23 protein-coding genes and 1 tRNA gene are annotated in these 23,775 nt (G+C 31.6%); 4 read left to right on the forward strand and 20 right to left on the reverse strand.

Annotated elements, in window-relative coordinates; all coding sequences use genetic code 11:
* Positions 1-27 precede the first annotated feature (27 nt).
* The 13 genes from AC2D8I_RS07620 to AC2D8I_RS07680 all read right to left on the reverse strand — a co-directional run bounded on the left by AC2D8I_RS07620 (position 28) and on the right by AC2D8I_RS07680 (position 10,827).
* Complete coding sequence (locus tag AC2D8I_RS07620; protein ID WP_484705400.1) at positions 28-726, reverse strand: TIGR04283 family arsenosugar biosynthesis glycosyltransferase; 699 nt, start codon at positions 724-726, stop codon at positions 28-30.
* Between the two features lie 40 nt (positions 727-766).
* Positions 767-1,618, reverse strand: coding sequence for a DUF547 domain-containing protein (locus AC2D8I_RS07625; RefSeq protein WP_484705401.1), 852 nt, complete (start codon positions 1,616-1,618; stop codon positions 767-769).
* Between the two features lie 3 nt (positions 1,619-1,621).
* Positions 1,622-2,503 (reverse strand): sterol desaturase family protein, encoded by an 882-nt coding sequence (locus AC2D8I_RS07630; RefSeq protein ID WP_484705402.1) that lies wholly within the window; start codon positions 2,501-2,503, stop codon positions 1,622-1,624.
* Between the two features lie 17 nt (positions 2,504-2,520).
* Positions 2,521-3,330 (reverse strand): phosphate ABC transporter ATP-binding protein, encoded by an 810-nt coding sequence (locus tag AC2D8I_RS07635; RefSeq protein WP_484705403.1) that lies wholly within the window; start codon positions 3,328-3,330, stop codon positions 2,521-2,523.
* A complete protein-coding gene (pstA, locus tag AC2D8I_RS07640; protein ID WP_484705404.1) occupies positions 3,330-4,175 on the reverse strand; it encodes a phosphate ABC transporter permease PstA in 846 nt (281 codons plus the stop codon). The genes AC2D8I_RS07635 and pstA overlap by 1 nt, the downstream gene beginning before the upstream one ends.
* Position 4,176: 1 nt before the next feature.
* The gene (pstC, locus tag AC2D8I_RS07645) at positions 4,177-5,040 is read right to left on the reverse strand and encodes a phosphate ABC transporter permease subunit PstC (RefSeq protein WP_484705405.1); all 864 of its coding nucleotides are present in this window, start codon (positions 5,038-5,040) and stop codon (positions 4,177-4,179) included.
* A complete protein-coding gene (locus AC2D8I_RS07650) occupies positions 5,021-5,854 on the reverse strand; it encodes a phosphate ABC transporter substrate-binding protein (protein WP_484705406.1) in 834 nt (277 codons plus the stop codon). Before AC2D8I_RS07650 ends, pstC begins: the two co-directional genes overlap by 20 nt.
* Positions 5,855-5,935: 81 nt before the next feature.
* Positions 5,936-6,904, reverse strand: a complete 969-nt coding sequence (gene arsM / locus AC2D8I_RS07655) for an arsenosugar biosynthesis arsenite methyltransferase ArsM (protein WP_484705407.1) — start codon at positions 6,902-6,904, stop codon at positions 5,936-5,938.
* Positions 6,905-7,083: 179 nt separating this feature from the next.
* A complete protein-coding gene (locus tag AC2D8I_RS07660) occupies positions 7,084-7,896 on the reverse strand; it encodes a purine-nucleoside phosphorylase (RefSeq protein ID WP_484705408.1) in 813 nt (270 codons plus the stop codon).
* Between the two features lie 185 nt (positions 7,897-8,081).
* Positions 8,082-8,693 (reverse strand): TIGR04282 family arsenosugar biosynthesis glycosyltransferase, encoded by a 612-nt coding sequence (locus AC2D8I_RS07665; RefSeq protein ID WP_484705409.1) that lies wholly within the window; start codon positions 8,691-8,693, stop codon positions 8,082-8,084.
* Between the two features lie 78 nt (positions 8,694-8,771).
* Positions 8,772-9,299: a rhodanese-like domain-containing protein gene (locus tag AC2D8I_RS07670; protein ID WP_484705410.1), complete on the reverse strand. Its 528-nt coding sequence runs from the start codon at positions 9,297-9,299 to the stop codon at positions 8,772-8,774.
* A 14-nt stretch (positions 9,300-9,313) separates the two neighbouring features.
* Positions 9,314-10,378 (reverse strand): arsenosugar biosynthesis radical SAM (seleno)protein ArsS, encoded by a 1,065-nt coding sequence (arsS, locus tag AC2D8I_RS07675; protein ID WP_484705411.1) that lies wholly within the window; start codon positions 10,376-10,378, stop codon positions 9,314-9,316.
* A 113-nt stretch (positions 10,379-10,491) separates the two neighbouring features.
* The gene (locus tag AC2D8I_RS07680; protein ID WP_484705412.1) at positions 10,492-10,827 is read right to left on the reverse strand and encodes an arsenosugar biosynthesis-associated peroxidase-like protein; all 336 of its coding nucleotides are present in this window, start codon (positions 10,825-10,827) and stop codon (positions 10,492-10,494) included.
* 124 nt (positions 10,828-10,951) lie between these two features.
* Here AC2D8I_RS07680 and AC2D8I_RS07685 point away from each other — a divergent pair, with 124 nt between their 5' ends.
* Positions 10,952-12,196, forward strand: a complete 1,245-nt coding sequence (locus tag AC2D8I_RS07685; protein WP_484705413.1) for a cation:proton antiporter — start codon at positions 10,952-10,954, stop codon at positions 12,194-12,196.
* A gap of 83 nt (positions 12,197-12,279) precedes the next feature.
* On the opposite strand, the gene AC2D8I_RS07690 is transcribed toward AC2D8I_RS07685, so the two are convergent.
* The 3 genes from AC2D8I_RS07690 to AC2D8I_RS07700 all read right to left on the reverse strand — a co-directional run bounded on the left by AC2D8I_RS07690 (position 12,280) and on the right by AC2D8I_RS07700 (position 15,479).
* Positions 12,280-13,413: a DUF6268 family outer membrane beta-barrel protein gene (locus tag AC2D8I_RS07690; protein ID WP_484705414.1), complete on the reverse strand. Its 1,134-nt coding sequence runs from the start codon at positions 13,411-13,413 to the stop codon at positions 12,280-12,282.
* Between the two features lie 231 nt (positions 13,414-13,644).
* Positions 13,645-14,403 (reverse strand): LytR/AlgR family response regulator transcription factor, encoded by a 759-nt coding sequence (locus AC2D8I_RS07695; RefSeq protein WP_484705415.1) that lies wholly within the window; start codon positions 14,401-14,403, stop codon positions 13,645-13,647.
* A 5-nt stretch (positions 14,404-14,408) separates the two neighbouring features.
* Complete coding sequence (locus tag AC2D8I_RS07700; RefSeq protein WP_484705416.1) at positions 14,409-15,479, reverse strand: sensor histidine kinase; 1,071 nt, start codon at positions 15,477-15,479, stop codon at positions 14,409-14,411.
* A gap of 243 nt (positions 15,480-15,722) precedes the next feature.
* Between AC2D8I_RS07700 and AC2D8I_RS07705 the strand changes: the two genes are divergently transcribed.
* Positions 15,723-16,784, forward strand: coding sequence for an adenylate/guanylate cyclase domain-containing protein (locus tag AC2D8I_RS07705; RefSeq protein WP_484705417.1), 1,062 nt, complete (start codon positions 15,723-15,725; stop codon positions 16,782-16,784).
* 495 nt (positions 16,785-17,279) lie between these two features.
* On the opposite strand, the gene AC2D8I_RS07710 is transcribed toward AC2D8I_RS07705, so the two are convergent.
* The 4 genes from AC2D8I_RS07710 to AC2D8I_RS07725 all read right to left on the reverse strand — a co-directional run bounded on the left by AC2D8I_RS07710 (position 17,280) and on the right by AC2D8I_RS07725 (position 21,621).
* Positions 17,280-18,305, reverse strand: a complete 1,026-nt coding sequence (locus tag AC2D8I_RS07710; RefSeq protein ID WP_484705418.1) for a S1C family serine protease — start codon at positions 18,303-18,305, stop codon at positions 17,280-17,282.
* A 269-nt stretch (positions 18,306-18,574) separates the two neighbouring features.
* Positions 18,575-18,793, reverse strand: a complete 219-nt coding sequence (locus tag AC2D8I_RS07715) for a cysteine peptidase family C39 domain-containing protein (protein WP_484705510.1) — start codon at positions 18,791-18,793, stop codon at positions 18,575-18,577.
* Between the two features lie 86 nt (positions 18,794-18,879).
* Positions 18,880-20,352 carry a hypothetical protein gene (locus AC2D8I_RS07720; RefSeq protein WP_484705419.1) on the reverse strand — a complete coding sequence of 491 codons (1,473 nt, stop codon included), beginning with the start codon at positions 20,350-20,352 and terminating at the stop codon, positions 18,880-18,882.
* 1,193 nt (positions 20,353-21,545) lie between these two features.
* Positions 21,546-21,621 (reverse strand) — tRNA-Phe (locus AC2D8I_RS07725).
* Positions 21,622-21,720: 99 nt separating this feature from the next.
* Between AC2D8I_RS07725 and AC2D8I_RS07730 the strand changes: the two genes are divergently transcribed.
* Both AC2D8I_RS07730 and bamG read left to right on the forward strand, forming a co-directional pair.
* Positions 21,721-22,449 carry a type III pantothenate kinase gene (locus AC2D8I_RS07730; protein WP_484705420.1) on the forward strand — a complete coding sequence of 243 codons (729 nt, stop codon included), beginning with the start codon at positions 21,721-21,723 and terminating at the stop codon, positions 22,447-22,449.
* Positions 22,449-23,756, forward strand: coding sequence for a BamG family beta-barrel-assembly machinery protein (bamG, locus tag AC2D8I_RS07735; protein ID WP_484705421.1), 1,308 nt, complete (start codon positions 22,449-22,451; stop codon positions 23,754-23,756). Before AC2D8I_RS07730 ends, bamG begins: the two co-directional genes overlap by 1 nt.
* Positions 23,757-23,775 lie beyond the last annotated feature (19 nt).

Raw genomic sequence — 23,775 nt, forward strand, 5'->3', positions numbered from 1 at the left:
AATTCAAGTGACCGTTCCTTTATTGTATTAAGCTATATGTTTCAGATAGTAGTTGTATAAATCTTCGGCAGATGCACCAAACCATTTTTTTATATAAATGGCCCAAAAATGGTATTGAAGTTTCCAAATACCATGTTTTTCATATAAGCGTGCGGACGTTTTAATTTTTTTATTAATCACAACAAATGCTTTACGCTTATAGAGTTCATTTATTAAGATGTTGTCTTCGTAAATGGTATAAGACTCATCAAAGCCGCCAATATCATTAAATAACGTTTTAGTAATAAACTGGCTTTGGTCTCCGCCACGACAAGCCCTCCAAGAAAATTGAGTAAGCCAACTGGCTAAACGTAACCACCAATGAGAATTATCAAACTGTAATCTAAAACACCCTGCAAGATTACCTTTTTGTATTTCATTTAGAATAGATTTATCATAACGGTTTGGGGGAAACGAATCGGCATGTAAAAAATAGAGAATATCCCCTTTTGCAATTTTTGCGCCTGCATTCATTTGCTTCGCACGCCCCTTTTTAGTTTTAAGTACAGTAATATTTAACCCTAGTTTTTTTACAATACCGATGGTGCCATCTGTACTACCACCATCTACGACAATAATTTCAGAAAGGGTTTGTAATGATGCATTATCAATTAAATGGTTGATTAAAGTTTCGATCTGTTCTGCTTCGTTTAAAACAGGAATTATAATAGATATCTTTGTTTTCATTAATTAATAATACCTGATTTTTAAGAAGAACATTACTTTTTTAGTCATTTAAATTCCAATTATAATCTTTAAAGCTTTTTTTTGCTTTTTTAGAGATTTTAATATCTGAATATTTGTTTAGAAAATCAATGAGAGTCCCCTTTGTTTTAAAGTCTTTAGCAAACCATTTAAATATTTTAGATAGCTTTATGTTTTCTGAAGAAATGGTATTTCGTTCTGGGTCGTTTATAAAGTCTTTTGTCGCGTTTAAGAGTAATGTGTTTAAGTTGTTTGCAGTAAAGGCCTTATTAAGTAATTTAGGGCAAGAGTATGATGCGCAAACAATACCAAAATGAATTCTAGGCTCTCCCATTTTACGTAAAATATGATGTTCTATTTCATCTAGATTATACCATTTGTTACCTAATTTCCAAAGACGTTGTTCCCAAGGTTTATTAATATCTTTAATGCTTTTTAAAGGATAATTTCTTAATATAAGATCTACAGTCATTGCATTATAGGCGTTTATCCAATAGGCGATTTTATCGGTTTTTAACCAAGTGTCGTTAGGCATATTTTTTCCTAATGCAGTGATATATTTTGTAAGTATTCTTCTGTCGTTTTTAAAACCGGTGTAGTTTACATTTCCTTGATTAGAAACATATTTTTTTAATAAATCATTCCATAGCTTATGATCAAATTTTTCAACCAGAGCTACAATAGTTGGTTTAGAGTGCGCGTGTTTAGCGTCTTTAACTATAACATTTGCAGTTTTTTGTTTTTTTGATGACGCAAGCTTGATAGTTTTATTAATAGTGTTTTGTGGTGTTTGGGATGTTGTTGGGCTAACAGCCATAGCTCTACCAGTAGCAAATAGTAAGGGGATCCATATTATAAATGAAAAAGGTCTCATGGTTTATTTTTTTAAAGGGTATAATTCTTGTGTTAAAAAGTGTTTAGGAAATGTTTCATCTCCTTCAAAACCAAGTGCTATATCTCTTCCATTATGCGGAATGTAATTGGTTTTAAAAAGGTAATCCCAAAGGCTAAGCGTAATCCCGAAATTTACACCATATTTTGTGTGTTTAGGCAATTCTTTCGCATGGTGCCAGATGTGCATTTTGGGATTGTTAAGAATGTATTTTAATAGCCCATAATTCCATCCTAAGTTAGCATGGTTTAAGTGTCCTATAGTAATACTTAAAAAATGAACAATAGCGACTTGTTCTGCATCGAACCCTCCAATAATTGCTATGGGAATGTAAAGTAACGTTTTATAAACTATAGGCTCCATCCAGTGGTAGCGTAAATGCGCAGCAAAGCCCATTTCTTTTACACTATGATGTACTTTGTGAAAGTTCCATAAAAAGGGAAAGCGATGGAGTAATCGATGTGTATTCCATTGTATAAAATCACTAACTAAAAAAAAGATTAATAAGCCTAAACCTATTGGGAGATTACCTATGTCGAATAATTGAAAACTGGAAATGGATAAACCTAGAGCCTTTAAGAGGTCGTTTAACGCAGAAGCTGTGGTTTCAGAGAGCGCAATGAGTACAATTAAATTTAGAATAAAAAAATTGAAAAACATATAAAAAGCATCTAACCAAAAGTCTTTTCTAAAGATAGATTGTTCTTTTCGCCACGGGAATAGAATCTCTAGACACCATACCAATAAAGATATTAAAATCAAACCATAGAAATAATTATCCCAGTGGTTAACCTCTATAATCTGATTTTTAAGGTAATTCCAATAGCCTACGTACGCGTTTTGTATTGTGTTTATGTATTTTTCCATCTGTTATTTGTCGTTAATTAACACTCGCAATACTCATCTTGTAAATAGGTTTTCGTCTGGTTTTTTTTAGGGCTGCAAAAGAGTTGTGTTTTAGAACCAGCTTCAATAAGTTGGCCATCACACATAAATATTAATTGGTCAGAAATACGTTGTGCTTGTGCTATGTTATGTGTTACTAAAATAATAGAATATTGCTTTTTTAGTTCTATCATTAGTTTTTCTATGGCTCTTGAAGATATAGGGTCTAAAGACGATGTCGGTTCATCTAATAAAATGACCTTTGGCTCTACTGCTAAAGTTCTAGCAATACAAAGACGTTGTTGTTGTCCAATAGATAATGCCTTTGCAGAATCATTTAACCGAGAAGCCACTTCATCCCATAAGGAAACAGCCTTTAAATGAGTTTCTGCAATTTTTAGTTTTTCATTTTTTGAAAGTTTTTCATGTTGTTGAATACCAAAAACGACGTTTTCTAATATAGATTTAGGAAATACGCAAGGGCTTTGAAAAACCATACCAATATCTTTTCGCAATAATGTAAGGTTTTTTTGCTTATGAAAAATGCTTTCTGCTTCAAAAATAATATCCCCAGAAACAGACATAGACTTGGTGTCTTTATTTATTCTATTTATACTTCTTAAAAGGGTCGATTTCCCACTGCCAGAAGGCCCAATGATACAGTTAATCTTATTTTTTAAAAAATCAACAGAGATATTTTTTAATACTTCATATTTATGAAAAGAGACATTAAAATTAGAAATAGTTAACACCTTTTCTTGTTCATACTCTGCTTTAGCGATCGTATTTGTTAGCTCTTGTGTTTTCATTAATAGATGACTTTATGAGATTTAATCCTTCTAATTAGAGCAAAAAAGCTCAGTAATATAACCAATAATAACAAAACTAAACTGGTTCCCCAAGCATTTTGTAAGGCCACTGGATTTGTGGCTTGTTGCGCTAATGCTAAAATATGGGTTGGTAAACTACTAACGGGTTCGAAAAAACTTGAAGGAAATGTAACTCCCGAAAAAGCAGTAGCAATAAACATAATAGGAGCTGTTTCTCCTATAGCTCTAGCTAATCCAATTAATAAACCTGTAAAAGCACCGTTTATGGCTCTTGGTAAAATAACAGAAATAATTACTTGCCACTTTGTTAGACCTAGCGCTAATGCATTTTCTCTAAAAGAAAATGGAATGCTTCTAATAGATTGGTAGGTAGCAATGATAATAGTTGGTAAAATCATTATAGAAAGGATAATACTACCAACAAACCATGATACTCCAAAATTTAAAATATTTACAAAGAAAATGAGTCCGAAAATGCCGAAAATAATGGAGGGAATACCATTTAAGCTAAAAATAATAGTTTCAGTTGTGCTTTGAAACCATTTACTTTTAATGTATTCACTTTTATAAATAGCAGTACCTAAAGCTAAAGGAACACTAATAATTGCGGTGGACACAATTAATAAAATGCTTCCTGTAATTTGATAAAGTATACCGCCAGAAGCACCAAAATTTTGAGAAGGAGTTGTAAAAAAATCAATACTTAGGGCCGAAATTCCTTTCCATACAAGCACACTAATTAAAAATAGCAGTGTACCAATACTCAGGATACTAGCAAACCATATTAAAATTTTAAAAAGGTTATTTTTTAGTGCTCTATTCATTTTATGTAGTATCCCTTTTAAAATAGATTTGTGTAATAACTGTTATGCTAATAACAACGAGTAATAAGGTGAAACCTAAGGCATTTAGAGCGCTAAAATGAAGAGAGCCAAAGGCACTCTCTCCAATTTCTCTGCCTAGCTTTGAGGTAATGGTTTGACCAGGAGATAAAACATTATGAAAAGGAGTAGGTATTCTATCTATGCTACCTATAAGTAACATTACTGCCATTGTTTCTCCTAGCGCTCTACCTAGGGCTAGGAGTATTGCTCCAATAATATCTTTTTTAGCAATGGGTAAAATGGTTTTTAGGATAATTTCGTAAGAATAAAACCCTAAACCTTTAGAAGCTTCTCTATACTTATTTGGTACGTTATTAATGGCATCATCACTTAAGGTTATTATCGTGGGTAATATCATTATAGATAAAAGAATACCAGCAGTTAAAAGCGTTCTTCCCGATGAAATATTGAAAACAGATGCAACCCATGTGCTAAAAAAAGCAACGCCTATAAGGCCGTAGATTATAGACGGGATTCCAGCCAATAGTTCTATTGCTGATTTTACATAAACGCGCTGTGTAGAAGATAGTATTTCTGATGTGAAAATGGCTGTTAAAACACCAGTAGGAATTGCAATAGTTAAGGCTATTAGAGTAACAATTGCTGTTCCATATAGCATAGAGAGAATTCCAAACTCGTTATTTGATGGATTCCATTGGAGTGAAAATAAATGCCAACCTATTTGGTTAAAAGCGTCATAACTACTTAAAAATAATACAATAAAAATAAGAAACGTAATGCTAATACTTACATACGTGCTAAAAAAAACATACCCTTTCCCTATGTTATTGTAAAATGCTGACATAGCCATTTTTAATCACGATTTCTTGTCCTTCTTTCGAAAGTATAAAATCCATAAATTGTTTTACTTCTCCTTTAGGTTCCCCGCTGGTTACTAATAACAAATCACGTGTTATAGGAAAACTACCATTAATAATGTTTTTATTGGTTGGTGCAATGACCGCGCCATTTGGCATAATTATAGAGATGCCTTTAACGTCATCATTTAGCCATGCGTTAGATAACATCCCAATAGCAGCATTACTTTGTGCTAAGGCTGTTTGTTCTTCATTATTGGATCCTAAAACGAGATCTGCTCCTGGGGCATCACTTTCTTTATTTCCCATTACAACGGCCATAAAAATATGACGTGTTCCTCTAGATTTTTCCTTGTCAATAACAAGAATATCTATATCAGGACCGTTTAAATCTTTCCAGTTTTTAATGTCTCCTTTGTAAATTTTTGCAATTTGTTCTAAAGTAAGTGAAGTGATTCCTGCATCGTATATTTCAGATGAAACTACAGGAACAACAGCGTCTTTTCCAATGGCATGTGTTTTAAATGTAGTATTTGGATATAGTTCTATTTCTTTAGGAGTTATAGCTCTGGAAATCATTCCGATTTCTATTCTTTTACTTCCTACTTGATTCACTCCAACACCAGATCCACCAGCATTAACAATTATTTTAGCTGTTGGATGTTGTTGTTTGTATATTTCAGATGCTGTTGATATAATTGGTAAAACAGTCGTAGAACCTGAAATGTTAATAGTTGAATCCTTTGGTTTAGAGCAACTATAAAGGCTTATAAGAAGGCTTAAAAAAATGAAATTTCTCATTGTTTTCTTGAAAAAAATATAGGTATAACACAAAATAGAGCTTTTTTAGGCTCTATTTTGTGTGTTTATAATGTCTTTGAATTAGCAACAACCACCACCATCATAATGGTATGTAGATTCTGAAAAGTAAATATCATCTCTACTTAGATCGGCTAAATCTTTTGCTGTTTTATCGCAAATGGCAAGGGGTTGATTTTTAAGTAGAACATGTCCTTTCTTATCATCAAAATAATCTTCATCACCATAATAAATAGCTGCTTTTCCTGTGAAAATACAGGGGCCATCTTCAGGCATAGGATCTTTAATTGCGGCTACTTCAATAGATTCTATATAAATTAGCTCATCGGTAGGATAGTTTTTAGGATCTAAAATACGATAAGGTTTACGAGCTCTAATCTCAATAGTTCCAAAGCCAGCATCTGTTAATGCTTTTACGTATTCGGCGATTGGTAAACTTCCACTTAAACATAATGCCCTTAATCTATCGTCGTTTCTTAAGTCGTCATTTAAAGGCTGCTCACAAGTTGGGTCACTCATTACTAAGCGTCCATGTGGTTTTAAAACACGATACATTTCTGCGATAGCTTTCTTTAAATCTTCAGCTTTAAAAATATTAAATAAACAGTTTTGCGCTGCAACATCAATACTATTATCTTCAACAGGGAGATTCATAGCATCTCCTTTTTTTAAGTCTACAAATTCACTTTTAAACCAAGGGTTTAATGCTTCTGCTTCAATAAAGTTTTTACGAGAAGCTTCTAACATTTCATCGACAACATCTATCCCTACAACGCCATTTTTTACACGATTAAAATACGAGAATTGTAATAATTCCATACCGCCACCAACGCCTACATAAAGCATTTTTGGGTTGTTGGTTAAATCGCGAGCATGTACAGTACTTCCGCAGCCATAATTCATTTCTTGCATGATTCTAGGAATCTTTAAACCAGGTAATTCCCATATAGGATTTGTTGTGCAGCATAAGCCTACATCTGGTGTTAAAGCTGCTTCTTTATATACGTCGTGTGTGGCGTCTAGATAACTCATAATTTAAATTTTATCATTTTCCCTTTACGGTATCTTGTTGCAAAGGAATTTCATTTTACTTAGTGTTCTTTAGTTGTAAAACCTTTCAATTGTTTTGATTTTATTTTACAACAGTGTTTTATTTGGTTGAAAAATAGCGAGTTAAATGGTTTTTTTAGAAGATATTGTGCTTGAGAAGTTTACAATTGTGTTATTAATTCCTTAAATAGAGCAATCATATTGGGTTCTGCTTTTGAGGCCATTGCTATAATTTCGTCGATATCTACTGGTTTTAAATGATCAGGATCACACTCATCGGTTAAAACAGATACGGCACTAGCTTTTAAATTTAAATGTTTGGCAACAATTATTTCTGGAACGGTACTCATTCCTACAGCATCTGCTCCCATTATTTTAAGCATTCTATATTCTGCTCTAGTTTCTAACTGAGGGCCAACTACACTGGCATATACTCCTTTGTGTAATTTAATATGCTTTGCTTTAGCAATGTTTTCGAATTTAGAATTAATTTCTAGATCATAAGGTGCACTCATGTCTATAAAGCGTTCACCTAAAGCTTCAACACCTTTAAAAGCTAAAGGAGAGCTTCCTTGAAGATTTATATGGTCTTCAATAAGCATTAATTCACCTTTTTTAAAGTTAAGATTTATAGCTCCCGCGGCATTGGAGACAAGTAAAGTGTTAATGCCTAACTTTTCCATAACTCTAACAGGGTAGGTTACTTCTTGTAGAGAATAGCCTTCATACATATGAAAGCGTCCTTGCATTACAATTACTTTTTTACCTGCAAGAACACCATAAATTAAACGCCCTTTATGAAACTCTACAGTTGCGGTAGGAAAGTGAGGAATGTCATTATAACTAACTTCTGTTATAATTTCTACTTCATTGGTTAGTTGCCCTAAACCTGTTCCTAAAATAATTCCAATTTCAGGACTTTCAAAGCCTTTAGTCTTTAAAAAATGGGCAGATTCAGTTATATTTTTTAACATATGGATTCGGATTATTTGTCTTTATAATTGTTTTTTGCTACGCTTGGATGGTTGCGTTTAATTTCGATTAAATATACATCAGAAATTAAATTTAAATAAAGAAAATATTTCTTTTTTTAAGGGGATTTTATTTCTGTATTTTGAATATAAATTCGGGTATAAAACACCAGAGTTTAGTTGTTATTTTATTTGTTTTTTAGGTATTGTTTAAAAATGGAATACGGTTCTAAATCTTCGACATGATCTATGTCATTAAGTGTTTCTAAAACGGAAATTTTTTTTCCAGATAAATTGTTGATCGTTTCTTTATAAACTGTTTCTGTACCCCAATTTTTGTTTTCAAAAACGGAAGTGTATAGCGTTTTCATTCCTAAAAGATAATAGCCCCCATCTTCCGCAGGACCAATAACGACATCGTTTTTTTCTAGTGCTTCTATAGCTTGGTTAATATGTTTAGGCTGTAAGTCATATAAATCGCTACCTACAATAATTATTTTTTCGTAGTGTTCATCAAAACCTTTTTGAAACGCATTTAGCATACGCTTACCAAGGTCGGTCCCAAATTGTTGATGTTTTTGAAAAAGAGTTGTATCCCAGATGTCATTTTCTCTAATTTTAACAGAGTAGTAAACGGCTTTGTCAGCATTTATTTGTTTAAGAACGCTTTCTGTGTGTTCTAGTAATTTTATATAAACCTCTAAGGCGCCAACAGTTCCTATGCCTTTTGCTAGTCGCGATTTTACTTTGCCTAATTCTGGGTTTCTAGTAAAAGTTATAATAAGTGTTTTTGAATTCAATGTGATGTTGTTTTGTATAGCGTTTTAGTGTGCAAACAATGTAATAAAATTACAGGTTGGTTTTAGATTATGGGATGATTATTCATTTGTGCTTTTTTTAGGAGCTTGAGGGGAGTTATATACTTTCTCTCCTTTTTTAAGCCATTGACTCCAATCTTTATTGAAGGGGTGTATTTTATCGGTAATATTATTTGTTGAATCTACGACGATAAAGTCTTTGTTTTTCCATTCAAAAATTCCGCCATACAAATTGTATACATTAGTATATCCCGCTTTTTTCAGTTTTTCCCCAATAGTTTCAGAGCGAATGCCTAAGGAACAGTATACCACAATCATATCGGTTTTATTGGGGTATGTTCTTTTTATAGCATTAAGATCAAAATTATCGTAACCAACACAAATAGCATTTTTTAAATGACTAACTTCGAATTCTTTAGGTTCTCTGGAGTCAAAAATAATGGCTTTTGTTTTGGGCATGGCCAATACTTCGGCACTAATATATGGAATGCTATTGGTATTATGTTGTTTTAATAATTGAGATAAGGTTTCTTGTGGATAACAGGATATTGAAATTAAAAGGAGTAAATAGCGTACAAATTTTTTCATATTTAGTTAACAATTTATGCAACAACACCTTGGCAACTACTTCCTGCTCCTGCGGTACAGCCATAACAGTGCTGAGAGATAATTATTTTTCTGTCTTGTAATAATTCTTCATTATATTCACTAATGTGTTTTACTTTACTATCTACTTTTAAGTTAAGCATTTGGTTAAAATCACAATCGTATAGCCAGCCATCCCAACTAATAGAAATAGTATTGGTACACATTACATTTTTAACAGCATTAGGGTTGTAAGCTTCAACTAGCGCATACATATAGTCTTCATAATTTTCGGAAGCAATCAAATAATCTAAAAAACGCGCTATTGGCAAATTGGTAATGGCAAATAAGTTGTGAAATTGAATATTGAAATCTTCTTTTAAAGCTTTTTTAAAATCTTTTTCCATAGCCATTTGATCACCAGGTAAAAAAGCTCCAGAAGGATTGTAAACTAGATCTAAGCGTAACGCGCTGTCAGGCATACCGTAGCCTCTTTCGTTAAGTTCTTGTAATGCTTTTATAGACTTATCGAAAACGCCATCACCACGTTGTTTGTCTGTTTTTCCGCGTGTCCAATGCGGCATAGAAGAAACGACATGTACATTGTGTTTTTTAAAAAAATCTGGAAGGTCGTAATATTTTTTATTGGCTCTAATAATGGTTAAGTTAGAGCGTACTATAAAATCTTTTATCCCTGCCTTAGATGCTTCTTCTACAAACCAACGGAATTCTGGGTTCATTTCTGGAGCGCCTCCCGTTAAGTCTAATGTGTGTGCTCCTGTTTTTTTAATAACGTCTAAGCATTGCAACATTGTTTCTCGTGTCATGATCTCTTTGCGATCTGGTCCAGCGTCTACATGGCAATGTTCGCAGACTTGATTGCACATATACCCGAGGTTTATTTGAAGGATCTCTAATTTGTTGGGTACTAGTGGGAACTGATTTGTTTCTGCTATTTTATCTTTAAAAGGAGGTAAGGCTCCATTGGCGAAAATACCATTGGATAAAATACTTAGTTGCTTGTTGCTATTTGCTAAATCGCTGTCACGTTTTTGAAGTGACTGTGTTTTTACTTTCGCCATCTTGTTATTTACTATAGTTCTTGTATAGGTTATATAAAAACTAAATTAAGAGATTGTACTTTGTGTTTTGTTTGTGAAAAGCGTGTTAGAGTTTTATCACAAACGCTAGTTTGTTACATTTCTAATTTATTTACCTTGTTCATCATTTGTACACCATGAACTAAAGTGGCGCCACTTTTTATAGCAGCTCCCACATGTAACGCTTCCATCATTTCTTCTTTTGTAATACCGCGTTGCAAGCCGTCTTTTGTGTATGCGTCAATACAATAAGGACATTGTTCTGTATGTGCTACAGCTAAAGCTATAAGCGATTTTTCTCTTGCAGAAAGGGCGCCCTCTTCAAATACTTTTCCGTAATACTCAAAAAATTTATCTCCTAATTCTTGATTCCAATCGCTTATTTTTCCGAATTTTTTTAAATCCGATGGGTCATAATATGTTTTTTGCATGCTATTTAAAATTTTGGACTAAGATATAAATCTAAGTACTTAAGTCGTAAACATTCTCATTACTTAACATGAATTTTTAAAAATTACTTAATAAGCTTTATCTTTAGTATTAAACCGTATCAATATGAATGAGTATTTTTCTGTTATTACCGTGTTAATTGTTCTTTCCGCTCTTTTTGGGTATGTCAATGTTCGTTTTTTTAAACTACCTAACACTATAGGCTTAATGTTGATTTCTATCCTTTTTACTTTGGGAGTTTTGGGATTAAGCTATTTTGATACCACTTTGTTGGATGCAGAACGCTACATCATTGGGCAAATCGATTTTAAGACTGTGTTATTAGATGTAATGCTAAGCTTTTTGCTATTCGCAGGGGCATTACATACTAATTTTCAGCAATTAAAAGTGCAACGCTGGCCTATTTTAGTTTTTTCTACTTTTGGGGTTTTGGCTTCAACTTTTTTAGTTGGTAGTGCTGTTTTTATGGTATTAAAATGGATTGGTTTGGATGTTCTTTTTATACATTGTTTAGTGTTTGGAGCTTTGATTTCTCCTACAGATCCTATTGCTGTTTTAGGAATTTTAAAAAAAGCTGGAGTTCCTAAAAAATTAGAAGCTAAAATTGTGGGAGAATCATTGTTCAATGATGGTGTTGGAGTTGTGGTATTTTTGACTGTTTTTCAAGTCGCACTTTTAGGAGCTGAAAAAGTAGAAGTTTCTCACATTTTTAAATTATTCGGACAAGAAGTTTTTGGAGGTGTTTTTCTGGGAGGTGTTTTAGGATGGGTTACCTATAGGTTAATGAAGTCGATTGATGATTACGATATTGAAATTATTATAACTTTGGCAGTCGTTATGGGTGGAACTATTATAGCGCATAAGCTACATTTGTCTGCTCCTTTGGCAATGGTTACAGCGGGATTGGTTGTAGGGAATGATACGGTTAGAGAATCTGCTATGAGCAAAATAACGGAACGCTATGTAGACAAATTTTGGGAATTAATAGACGTTTTGTTAAATACTATTTTGTTTGTGCTTATAGGAATGGAGATTGTGGTGCTTACTTTTAAAACTGAATATTTTTTTGCAGCATTAATTAGTATTCCGGTTATTTTGATTTGCCGTTACTTGTCGTTAATGTTGCCTATAAACTTATTTAAGAAACGCTTAGATTTTGTACCTAAAACGAACTTAATTATGACTTGGGGAGGATTGCGAGGTGGTATTTCTATTGCTTTGGCTTTGGGTTTAACGGAGCATATGGAGCGCGATTTGTTTTTGGTAATCACTTATGTTGTGGTAGTGTTCTCTATAGTCGTACAGGGGCTAACGGTTGGTAAGCTTGTTAAGAGCGTAACGCGGAAATAGCTCTAATAAGTAACTTCTTAATTTAAAATGCATAAAAGTATGTTGTGTATTTTAAATTAAGAAGTTGTTTATTCTAATCTTGATTATTTTAATAATTTAAGACCTACTTTAAAGAAAGCGCTGTTCTCAGGAGATAAATCTAAAACACTGTCTCCATCACCATCTAGCCAATCTAATTTATTTCCAACAGTAACTCCAGCTGCTAAATTTAATTTTACTTTTTTCATTATTTTCATTTCATATTCTGGTCCAATATTGACACGGGTGTACATTAGTTTGTCTAAGTCTAATGCAGGGCTTATGTTGTTGTAGAAATTGTAGTTGTTACCATTCGCGCTAATCGTTAATCCTAGCTTGCTAGTTTTAAAATGATAAAACTGACTTAAATAAGCGGGTAAAACAGCAACCGTTTCCCATTTGCCTTTTCTGCGATTATATTGAAAAAGAGGTAATACTTGTCTTTTTCCAAACCGAGTATTGTATGAAATTCCAAAGCCATATCCTGTGGTTTCGTTAACTCTTTTGGAAAACATAGTTGAAGCTTGGAAAACAAAATCTTCTGAGGAAACATCTTCTTCAAAGTCGGAAGCTAACGTTGGTTTTGCCGATACAGTGTATTTCCAGCCTTTTGTACCTAAGGGGTTGGTGATTGTTAAATTGTAGGCAATAGAATAAAAGCTTCTGCTTACAGATTCGGAACTGAAATCGTTAGAGAACGTTGGTTTTAATGTGTTGAATTCTAGTATGTGAAGTAGGAAAGTTTTTTTGTTTTTAAGAAGTTTAGGGAGTGATAATGAGGCTCTAATTTCAGTAAAAGAAACTTTTGCATCTTCATTGTCTTCATCAATATTGGATTCGGCATAATTTGTATAACTTACATTCGCTATAGTGAATTCGTCACGTCTTCTTTTTTTTTGTTGTGTACTATCTTGTACTGCTTCTGTTTCCTCTTTAAGAGTGTCTTCAGGGTTTTCATCTAGAGCTTCTTCTGTGTCTCCTTCAGGGAACTCTTCAGCAGATGTGTCTTGATTTTCAGGGCTTTTATCCTGTGTTTTTTCTGTGTGCTCATCTAAAGTGTCTTCAGGAGTTTCATTTTGAGCTTCAGGAGCCTTGTCTTGGACTTCTTCTTGAGGCGCTTCTTGAGTGTCTTCTTGAGCATTTGTTGTTGTTGCAATGAAAAAAACTAACAAAAATGCTATCATTGAAATTTTAGTCATATTGAAAAAAGTTTAATGTTGGTTGTTTATTGATTTGTACGATAGTTATGTTAATATACGATGAATTTTCAACATTTAATACGGTTTGAGTTAAAAACATTGTATTTAATGTGTTGAAAACCTGTTGTGTAGGTTTGTTTTTTTGTAGTTGTGAATCTGTCGATTTAGAGGTTGTAACCTGATTCGTTCTTTACTAGTGAGAATTGTTTTTATAGATATTGAATAGTGTTATTACTCGTTTAACCAATTTTTAACGTCGTTGGCTTTTGCTTTACTAGCTATAATACGTTCGTTAAACGGTGGATTTACGTTAATAATAAGCTTGCTATTAAAATAAAAATTAATAGAAGTAATGGCATTTTTATTAATAATAAATTGTCGATTAACCCGATGAAAATCCGTAGGGTTTAATTTGTTTTCAATATCTTCTAGTTTTTTATTTATAATATAGGATTCATTTGAAAATGTTATCGCTCTTACTACGCCTGTATCAATATAAAAATAGGCGATGTTTTTAGTCTTTATAGGAATTAGTTCGTCCCTTTTTTGAACCAAATAGCTCGATTTATAAGGTTTATTGCTATTTTGTATAAAGGACAACATATTTTCTAATTGGTTGTTTTGGGATGTTGTATTTGAGTTTTTCTTAAATTTTTCAATAGCTCTAATAAGGTCGTCTTCGTCTATGGGTTTTAATAAGTAATCGATACTATTTACTTTAAATGCTTGAATGGCGTATTGATCGTATGCTGTGGTGAAAATTACAGGGGTGTTAATAGTCGTGTTTTCAAAAATTTCAAATGAAATGCCGTCTGCCAAATGTATGTCCATAAATACTAAGTTTACTATTGGAGATTTTGAAAAATAATCTATTGTAGATTTTACAGAGTCTAATGTTTTTAATATTTCTATGTTTGGATCAATAGAATTTAAAAGGTATGCTAGGTTTTCACTAGCGGCAATTTCGTCTTCGACTATAACAACTTTCATAATATTTAATTTAAAGGGAGTTGTACTTTAAAAATGAGGTTTGTTTTTTTTATGATAATATGTTTTGCTTTTAATAAAAAGTAACGCTGATTAATGTTTTCAAGACCATGACCAGTGCTATCAATAAAACTTGTTCGGGGTTGTATTTTGTTTTCTACAATTAAAAAATGATTTTCTATGTATAATTTTATTAGTAGAGGATTGTCTTGAGATATTTCGTTGTGTTTAACAGCGTTTTCAACAAGTAGCTGTAATGATAATACAGGGATTTCTTTAGTTAGATGTTCGTCATCAATGTCTATAGTAATATGAACTCTATCACGATACCTTGTTTTGATTAAATAAATATAACTTTCCAGAAATCTAAGCTCTTTTTTTAAAGGAATTAAATCTTGCTGATTGCTTTGTAAGATGTAGCGGTACATAAAGGAGAGTTTATTTACAAAAGTAGTTGCTTCCTTATTTCCCCTTATCAATGAGTTTAATGAATTAAGCGAATTAAATAGAAAGTGTGGGTTTATTTGATTTTTTAAAGCAGACAATTCACTTTGAAGATTTTGTTGTTTTAATAATTCTTTTTCTGCGATATCTTCTTGATGTATTTTTTGAAATCGTAATATTCTAGAAGTAAAAAGGAGTATAAGAAATATGATAAAATAAATAAAATAAGTCAAACTTTTATCTGCGTTATTCATAACTGCACCAGTAGCGGTTTGATGAATAAAAATAAATAGCAATATGGCAGAAAGCAATAAGAATGCATTTATAAGTACAGTAATAGAGAGTCTTAAATAAGGATTGCTTTTTTTATAGAAAAGTTTCCAATTGGTATTAAACTCAAGAATAACCCATGAGAATAAAAACATAAACAATATCCGGACGATCACGTCTTTTATAGAGGCGGTAGCAAAAGGCTCGGCTAAGGCATTAACGATATTGAATAACTGTAGTACTCTAGGTAAATTAATTAAGCAAGAGACTAAAGTCGCAATACCGAGGATAACAGATTGACTTACGCTTTTAAACATTCCTGTTGAGAAAAAAAGGGTTGGTTTGTATTTGTTAAATTTAAGCAAAAAAATCTAGTTATTAAGTTGTTGTATAGTTAATTATACGTTTTGTGCAAATGTAGTTTGTTGCGCTATTATAGGTGTTTAATATTTAAGTGAAGCGCCTAAAATTAATGGTTAAATAGTGTTTTTGGGTTATGAATTTTTAGATAATTCATTGAAAAAAGTTGTTTGTAATTGTTAAAAAACAAAAGATAATGTTATATCTTGCTGTAAGAGAAGTATGTATAAAGTTAAATGCTTATGATTATGTTTAATCGGAATTGGTATAAAAATATTTTAACATTTACAGTCGGTTGGTTAATTTCTTCTTTTGTGTGGAGAGGGATACGTCAAACAGATGTAGATGTATATGTGGCTGGATTAAGTCAGGAATTTCCTGCGCTTAATGGGGTTGTTTTTTTGCTTTGTTTTTCTTTAATATCAGGAATTATTTTTGGGAGTTTACAAAATTATAATGAGCGGTATTTGAGTCAGAAATCATCGTTTAAAATGTTGCTTTTTAAGGCATTGATAACACATATTGTTATTATGGTCTTTCTTTATTTTTTGGTTTATATAACAACCCTTTCTGAAGAGGAAAGTGCAGAGGTTTTGTTTAGGGATTTTTTAAAAAACCCATTAACAATGATTAACTTATTGTATTCTATGCTTACTAATGGATTAATAATATTCTTTATTCATATAAATAAGTTATTAGGAAAAGGAAACTTAATTAAATTTATTACAGGTAAATTTTATAAGCCAGCTGAAGAGTTTAGAGTTTTTCTTTTTTTGGATTTAAAATCCTCTACCGCATTAGCAGAGAGTTTGGGGCACATAAAATATAGTAGACTGATACAAGATTGTTTTTATGATTTATCGGTTATTGGAAAAACGAATGTTGAAATTTATCAATATGTTGGTGATGAGGTTGTGCTTACAGTTAAATTAGGAAAAGGGGATGTTGTTGATGATTGCTTAAAAGCTTTCTTTTTATTTAAGAGTAGACTGGCGTTTAGAGAACGCTACTATTTGTCGGCATACGGAGTGCTGCCTGTTTTTAAGGCAGGAATGCATCTTGGGATAGTTACAGTAGCTGAAGTGGGGAGTTTAAAGCGGGAGATTGCGTATCATGGCGATGCTATAAATACCGCTTCTAGAATTCAAGAACAATGTAATATTTATGGCAAAAGCTTTTTAATATCAGATGAGGTGCTTCGTTATATTAAAAATAGAAGCCTATTTAAAATAGAAAAGTTAGAAGAAATAGTTCTTAAGGGAAAAACAGAAAAGACGACTTTGTTTAGTCTTGAAAAAATAAAAAAATAAATGACTTATCTTATGTTTTAATGGGGAGATTCTGTTGCTATAATACCGAAAAAGACTGCCAGATGCGGCAGTCTTTTTTTATTTTATTTATAAAAACTATAAAACAAATTTACATGTTATAAAAGTCGACTAAAACAAATAGTTTTATAAATGATTGTATAGGGCTTAATGTCGCAATGCGTACCCTGCTTCTGCAGCTAGTATTTCAAGTTTTTTGTTAAAGACACTAAAGTATTTGTTTGCTTTAAGCCTTGCATTAAAAAAAAATAACTCAATTGATTTGCTTTTTTTTACGGTTGCAGGAAGCTTATGATTAAGTTTTATACGTTTACTCTCCATAGTAATATTTATTTAATCTTATTGTAAAATTATAACAGAACTATAGTGGGTAAAAAGAATTGTAAGTGAAGTGTCTAAATTAAGAGCTGAAGTATTTTGTTTTTAAAGTGAGTTTAATATGTTTTGATTAATGGGGGCTAAAGGTTTTTTAGAGATCTATTGTTTGTAGAATTCAGCTGATTTTACATTGCCTTCCCTAAGAATTGTAATGGCTACTTTTTCGCCTTTTTTCAAGGATTCTAGCTTTTGTTTAATTTCATGTCTAGAATTTTCATCAATGAATTTTATTCCAGCTATTTCTAAAATAATATCACCGCCTAGTAGTATGTTTCTTCCTCCTATTTCTGAAGGAATATAACCTCCCGTTAAACCTATTTTAGCAGCAATACCTTTGGTTGAAACGTGTGTGATAAGTAAGCCAGATCTTTGGGGTACATTAAGTAATTGTGCGATTTCTACTGGTAAAAGAAGGGACTCCATTCCTGTCCAAGCGCCTTTTTGATTTGATAATATTTTTTTCGCTATGTTTGATGAAATTGCAAAGCCAATCCCGTCAAAACCTCCAGAAACTGAATATATTCTACTGGCTATGCCTATAACCTCTCCCTTCATGTTAAACATGGGGCCACCCGAGTTTCCTGGGTTTATGGCTGCATCTGTTTGTAGGAATTCTACTTTTTCAAAATTATTACTAAGATTATCAGGGGAGAATCGCCCGCTAATAATCCCTTTTGAGAGGGATTGTTTAAAGCCATGAGGCGCGCCGATAATAAAAATATCATCACCAATGGCGGTGGCATCAGAGTTTCCTATTTTGGCTGGTTTTTTTCCTTTATTATTAAAAACGCCAATAATTTTAATTAAAGCGACATCTGCATTGGTGTCCGAGATAAGGACTTCGGCGTCATAGATTTCACCATCGATAAACTCTACTGTTATATTTTCAGCCGTTTGTATTACATGGGATGCTGTCCAGATTAGTCCGTCATCAGAAATTAAGACACCAGAACCTAAAGAGGCTTCTTCGGTATTTATCATTTTATTAGAATCAGCTTTAGCGTAATCATAGCTAACAATATCTATGTAAACGACAGAGCTACTTACCTCATTGTAAAGCTTTGGTAAATTTTGAGCGATTATACAGGAACTAAAGAGAAGGATTAAATAAGTGATTTTTTTCATTTTGATTCTGTTTATTTGTTTAGCGAATTTGATTGTAAAGAAAATAAGAACATCTTCATTAAAAATGGTGAACTCTAAGATAATAAAATCTTATTTAATAATTGATAATTAATGGTTTATGAGTTGTTTTGTCGTGTTTAATTAATTGTGTTAAGAAAGTCGAGTTGATTTTGTTAGGTATTTGGATTGGGGGTAAGTGCTTGATTAGCGGCAGTAGTATAGTGTTCCAAGTTATAAGTAGAAACGTAAAATATATGTGTTATTCAGCTTTAAATGCAGTACGATTTTTGAATAAACATAACAATTGGTATTGATCCACTTTTATTCGAATGTAATATGCAAGGTAAAGGTGCTTCATATCGTTTTTGTAAATCAACTTTAATATCGAAACTTCTAAATCTTAATTTCTCTGAAGCTTCACTTAAAACTAATAGGTTGCCTTCTGATCTTGTGGTTTCGCTGATTGCTCGAAGTTTTTGTATAGAAATTGTTTTTTTAAGTACTTGTCAATAATTTTTAAACAGGTTAGACCGTAGTCTTTGTGATCTCTTTGTTATAATGTGGAAAAAAATAATCATTCTATTTTTAGATTTCTAGAAATGATTAAGTTGTTTTCGGCATCCTTTAAAATCAACTGATATTCACCTAGGGGCAATTTAAATGTATTATCTTCATTTGCCTTAATTATTTTATTCAAAATAGGAATACTATTTAATTTATATTTTGAATATTCTTTATTTAAATAAAATGAAACTAATAATTCTTGTTCATTATATTTCTTTAAGGTTTCATCAATCAAGATAAAATCTTTAATATTTTCTTTACCATATAAATTCTCTAAACTACACTCTAAGTTATTTACTAAAAAATAATCTACATTAGTATTAATTTTTTTTACGCTTTCTAATAATGTTGATTTAAAAAAAGTAAGATTATTTAATGTGTCATTTACAATTTCAACTTGGTCAATTGTCAATGGATTTATATTGGTTAATTCATTAAAATATTCTGCCATTCTTTTAGTGTTAGTATTCTTTTCTAAAATATGGTCAATTCCAGCATATACAAATATCTTGGCATTAGGGTCTTTATCAAGAATTTTTTTCAGATTAATAGCTTGTGTCTTTTCTCTATTATCAGAATTAAAATCATCATATCCAACAATATGATAATTTAGCCTTAAAGCCTCTCTAATAAAGTGACCAAAATAAGCCTCTCTTGCGTAATAACCATTTGTCTTAGTTGGGTACTTTCTATAATTTAATATGCTATCGTATTCTTTATTTAAAGCCTCTAATGCCAAGTATTTAAACCCATTCTCTTTTAAGATTGGTAATAATTTTAAAGCTGCTATCCTATGTTTAGGGTGCCAATGCATTTCATTAAGCATGATAACCTTTTCATCCTTTGAAATTTGGCTTATTTTCTTAAATACGTTTTCGTTTTCAAATATTTCTTCAGCATGTATTTGAAATATTGAATCCGTTTTCTCTTTTATGAATTCTTTTCTTTTCCTCTCAAATTTAGTTATTAGGCTATCATATTCTTTATAAGTAGGATCATTTGACAGGATAGTTGTTAGTAATTGGAACTTAATCCAATCATTTTTCTTATTCTTTTTTATTGGAGCATTATTTAATTTACTTTTCACAAATAAAAAATTATCTTCTTCTTTAAGATTATTAAATATTTTCATATATGATAATTCGTTCTTTAACGAATTATCGAATCTAATGGAATTAATTATTGATTTAGCATCTTCTATTATTGATAAATTTGACCTATGCTTACCTATTGCTTTTATATAAATATATGCAGTCTTTTTTTTGTTACTCTTTTTAAATGCTACAACACCATTAATGGTATCGTTTACTATTTGTTCAACTAAATCAATCTTTGAAGTAGTCTTAGTGTTTATATGTTTTTTATAAAAGAATAGTATATCATATTTTGGTGAGGAATAAGCTTTACCTTTTAATAATAAATCTCTGTATTTGAAAATTTTGCTCTTTTGAATTATGTCTTTAAAATTATTTTTATTAGGCAAAGAATATGTTATATCACCAAAGAATTTAGCACTAATTTTTAAGGGCTCATTATAAAATTCACTCCCATTAAAATAATTATGTTTTCTATTGTTTTTAGTAGAACTGCATGATAGTAGACTTAGGAAAAGCAATGATTTTATTAAAGAAATCTTATTAATTCCAATTAGTTGTTTTAGAGTCATAATTGCATCTTGTATTATGAGTATATAAGTTTTTACTATTATTTTTAGAAACAGGTATTCTGTTGTCTGAGCATAGGTATCTAAATTCGCAAGAATTGCAAGTTTCTATTTGGTCTTTAGTAATATTCCATAAACGTTGAAAAGATTTTGTTTCAATTATCGAAATGATATTATCTATCGAAAAATTTCTTCAGTATTAAAATAGTTTTTTATGTTACCTTCATTATCTATATAAACTTTTCTGTTAAAAATAGATTGTGATGAAGACTTTCAATATAGGTATTTTGATTTAAAATAAAATCATTCACGCTAGTTATTCTTTTTGTTAAAATATTTTTGATTTTATCTTGATTAAAAATGCGGTAATTATCTTCACTTTTAACGATTTTAGGACTCTGAAAACAACTGTTCTTTCCATAGTCTTGTGATTCTTTTTGCTAATGATGTAATACTGAATATGGAATGTCTATTTCTTTACATACCTGTTTTGTGTTTCCTAGGGAATAACATAATTCTACAGCCTTTTTCTTAAAGGACGAACTGTAGCTTCTGTACTTTTTTTCATGGTTCAAAGTTATATTAAGCAACTCTGGATCTCGCAACATAATGTCCAGTCCAATATAGTAAGTCCACAAGGATTAAGCAACATATTCAATACTACCATCTCCATTAAAAGAGCCTGCACTAAATTAGCACATTGGTATAAAGATGTAGAAGAAACAGGATTTAAAGCTTTTAATACAATTTGCCAGCACAATAACCGTAAATTATAGCGCAATACTGAGCTGTCTTATCAATTGAAGCGCCAATAGCTTCAGTAGAATCTTTTAATGCTCAAATTAAAGTGTTTAGCGCCTTGTTAGAGGTGTGAAAAATGTAGAATTCTTCCGCTTTAGATTAACCTGAATTTTTGCTTAAACACAACAATAAGGATTGATCCCAATTAATCTTGAAGCTGTATTAATATATAAAATTAAAAAACCCTCAAAACGAATGTTTCAAGGGTTTTATGGTGGTGCCTCCAGGAATCGAACCAGGGACACAAGGATTTTCAGTCCTTTGCTCTACCAACTGAGCTAAGGCACCAGTGCTAATTGCGGTTGCAAATATATAACCTATTTTAGTTTCTGCAAAACAAATTTTATAAAAAATCGTTTTGTAATTTTACGTTTTTCAAATTTAACTATGAATTTAATCATCGATGTAGGGAATACTAATGTCAAACTTGCTGTTTTTGAGTGTGATAGATTAGTGTCAAAAGAAACTGTAGAAATAAATAATTTTTTAAAAAAAATTAAAAAAACTTTAAAAAAATATGAGGCCATAGATAAATCAATCATTTCTTCTGTAGGAAAAATCAATCAAAGTGCATTAGATTACCTTAAAAGTAGTGTTGCGCTTCAGGTTTTAAATCCCAAAACGGCAGTCCCTTTTAAAAATTTGTACACTACTCCAAAAACATTAGGTATGGATCGTGTCGCTTTAGTTTGTGCTTCAATAGGGGGCTTTCCAAATAAAAACGTTTTAGTTATAGATGCAGGAACTTGTATCACTTTCGATTTTATAAATGCAGAAAATGAATATTTAGGAGGGGCAATTTCACCAGGAATACAAATGCGTTATAAGGCATTACATGAACAAACAGCTAATTTGCCGTTATTAGAAATGGAATGTCCTAATTACATTATTGGAACGTCCACAGCTACTTCAATTCATTCAGGTGTAATTAACGGGGTATTAAGTGAAATAGATGGAAATATTAATACTTATGAAAAGAAATATCGAGATTTAACAGTTATTTTAACAGGAGGAGATGCTAAAATGTTGTCTAAACAATTAAAAAGTAGCATATTTGCGAACTCAAATTTCCTTTTAGAAGGACTAAATTTTATTTTACAATTTAACACAGACTAATGATAAAAAAACTTGTATTAGTTTTTATTGCATTTTTTGCAATTCAAAGTTATGCCCAGCAAGGCACAGCATCTCCATATTCTTTTTTTGGAATAGGAAGCTTGAAATTTAAAGGCACTGCAGAAAATAGAAGTATGGCTGGATTAAGTATCTATAAGGATAGTATACATATTAACTTAAGGAACCCTGCTACTTATGGTGGTGATAATTTAGCCGCATATAATAATGAAACCCGTCCGGTTAAATTTTCTGTTGGCGGTGGGCATTCTAGAATTAAGTTAGAAAGTAGCGGTGGTAGTGATCGTGTACAATCTTCTACGTTCGATTATTTAGCGCTTTCAATACCTATTGGTAAACTCGGTTTTGGCTTTGGTTTATTGCCATATACTTCTGTAGGCTATAAGTTAGAAACAGCGAAAGAAAATGGAGATTTGGATACTAAGTATGATGGCCAAGGCGGCGTGAATAAAGCTTACTTTTCTTTAGGTTACCAAATAACAAAAGGGCTTAGTTTTGGAGTCGATGCAAATTACAATTTTGGTAATATCGAGAATAGTACTTTAGAATATGTATATAATAGTGAAGGGGAACTGTTGCAAGCACAATCTAAAGAGTTTAATAGATCAGATTTAAGCGGTTTAAATTTAAACTTCGGATTGCACTATCAAACTATGGTAACTGATAAATTAGAATTGCAAACTGGATTTACATATTCTCCAAAAAGTGATTTAACATCGATTAATGAGCGGTCATTTTCAAGTTTAACTGTTAATTCTAATACAGGTTCAGAATTTATAATAAATACAATTGATGTAGATTTAGCAGCACTTGGTTTAGATGAAACCAGTATAACATTGCCTGCTAAATATTCCTTTGGGACAGGAATTGGAACGCCAAGAAAATGGTTTGCAGGAATTGAATATTCGTTTCAAAAAAATAGTGATTTTTCAAACCGATTGAATGACAGTGAAGGAACGACTTATGAAAATGCAACAGCTTTAGCATTAGGAGGATTTTACATTCCAAAATATAATTCTTTTTCAAGTTACTGGGATCGCGTGGTTTATAGAGGTGGTTTTCGCTTTGAAAAAACGGGTTTAAACGTAAATAATGAATCTATTAAAGAGTTTGGCATATCTTTTGGGGTAGGGTTACCAGTAGGTACCGCGTTCTCTAATGCAAACATCGGGGTGGAAATGGGAAGAAGAGGAACTACAAATGAAAACCTTATCCAAGGAAATTTCGTGAATTTTCAGGTGAGTTTATCGTTAAACGATAGATGGTTTAGAAAAAGGAAATATGATTAACAGCATTAAAATTAAGATT

Source organism: Lacinutrix sp. YIN62, assembly GCF_057219185.1.

Coding starts and splice junctions, on each gene's coding strand:
- AC2D8I_RS07620 (WP_484705400.1), bottom strand. CDS start 726: ATGAAAACAAAGATATCTATTATAATTCCTGTTTTAAACGAAGCAGAA.
- AC2D8I_RS07625 (WP_484705401.1), bottom strand. CDS start 1,618: ATGAGACCTTTTTCATTTATAATATGGATCCCCTTACTATTTGCTACT.
- AC2D8I_RS07630 (WP_484705402.1), bottom strand. CDS start 2,503: ATGGAAAAATACATAAACACAATACAAAACGCGTACGTAGGCTATTGG.
- AC2D8I_RS07635 (WP_484705403.1), bottom strand. CDS start 3,330: ATGAAAACACAAGAGCTAACAAATACGATCGCTAAAGCAGAGTATGAA.
- pstA (WP_484705404.1), bottom strand. CDS start 4,175: ATGAATAGAGCACTAAAAAATAACCTTTTTAAAATTTTAATATGGTTT.
- pstC (WP_484705405.1), bottom strand. CDS start 5,040: ATGTCAGCATTTTACAATAACATAGGGAAAGGGTATGTTTTTTTTAGC.
- AC2D8I_RS07650 (WP_484705406.1), bottom strand. CDS start 5,854: ATGAGAAATTTCATTTTTTTAAGCCTTCTTATAAGCCTTTATAGTTGC.
- arsM (WP_484705407.1), bottom strand. CDS start 6,904: ATGAGTTATCTAGACGCCACACACGACGTATATAAAGAAGCAGCTTTA.
- AC2D8I_RS07660 (WP_484705408.1), bottom strand. CDS start 7,896: ATGTTAAAAAATATAACTGAATCTGCCCATTTTTTAAAGACTAAAGGC.
- AC2D8I_RS07670 (WP_484705410.1), bottom strand. CDS start 9,299: ATGAAAAAATTTGTACGCTATTTACTCCTTTTAATTTCAATATCCTGT.
- arsS (WP_484705411.1), bottom strand. CDS start 10,378: ATGGCGAAAGTAAAAACACAGTCACTTCAAAAACGTGACAGCGATTTA.
- AC2D8I_RS07680 (WP_484705412.1), bottom strand. CDS start 10,827: ATGCAAAAAACATATTATGACCCATCGGATTTAAAAAAATTCGGAAAA.
- AC2D8I_RS07685 (WP_484705413.1), top strand. CDS start 10,952: ATGAATGAGTATTTTTCTGTTATTACCGTGTTAATTGTTCTTTCCGCT.
- AC2D8I_RS07690 (WP_484705414.1), bottom strand. CDS start 13,413: ATGACTAAAATTTCAATGATAGCATTTTTGTTAGTTTTTTTCATTGCA.
- AC2D8I_RS07695 (WP_484705415.1), bottom strand. CDS start 14,403: ATGAAAGTTGTTATAGTCGAAGACGAAATTGCCGCTAGTGAAAACCTA.
- AC2D8I_RS07705 (WP_484705417.1), top strand. CDS start 15,723: ATGTTTAATCGGAATTGGTATAAAAATATTTTAACATTTACAGTCGGT.
- AC2D8I_RS07710 (WP_484705418.1), bottom strand. CDS start 18,305: ATGAAAAAAATCACTTATTTAATCCTTCTCTTTAGTTCCTGTATAATC.
- AC2D8I_RS07730 (WP_484705420.1), top strand. CDS start 21,721: ATGAATTTAATCATCGATGTAGGGAATACTAATGTCAAACTTGCTGTT.
- bamG (WP_484705421.1), top strand. CDS start 22,449: ATGATAAAAAAACTTGTATTAGTTTTTATTGCATTTTTTGCAATTCAA.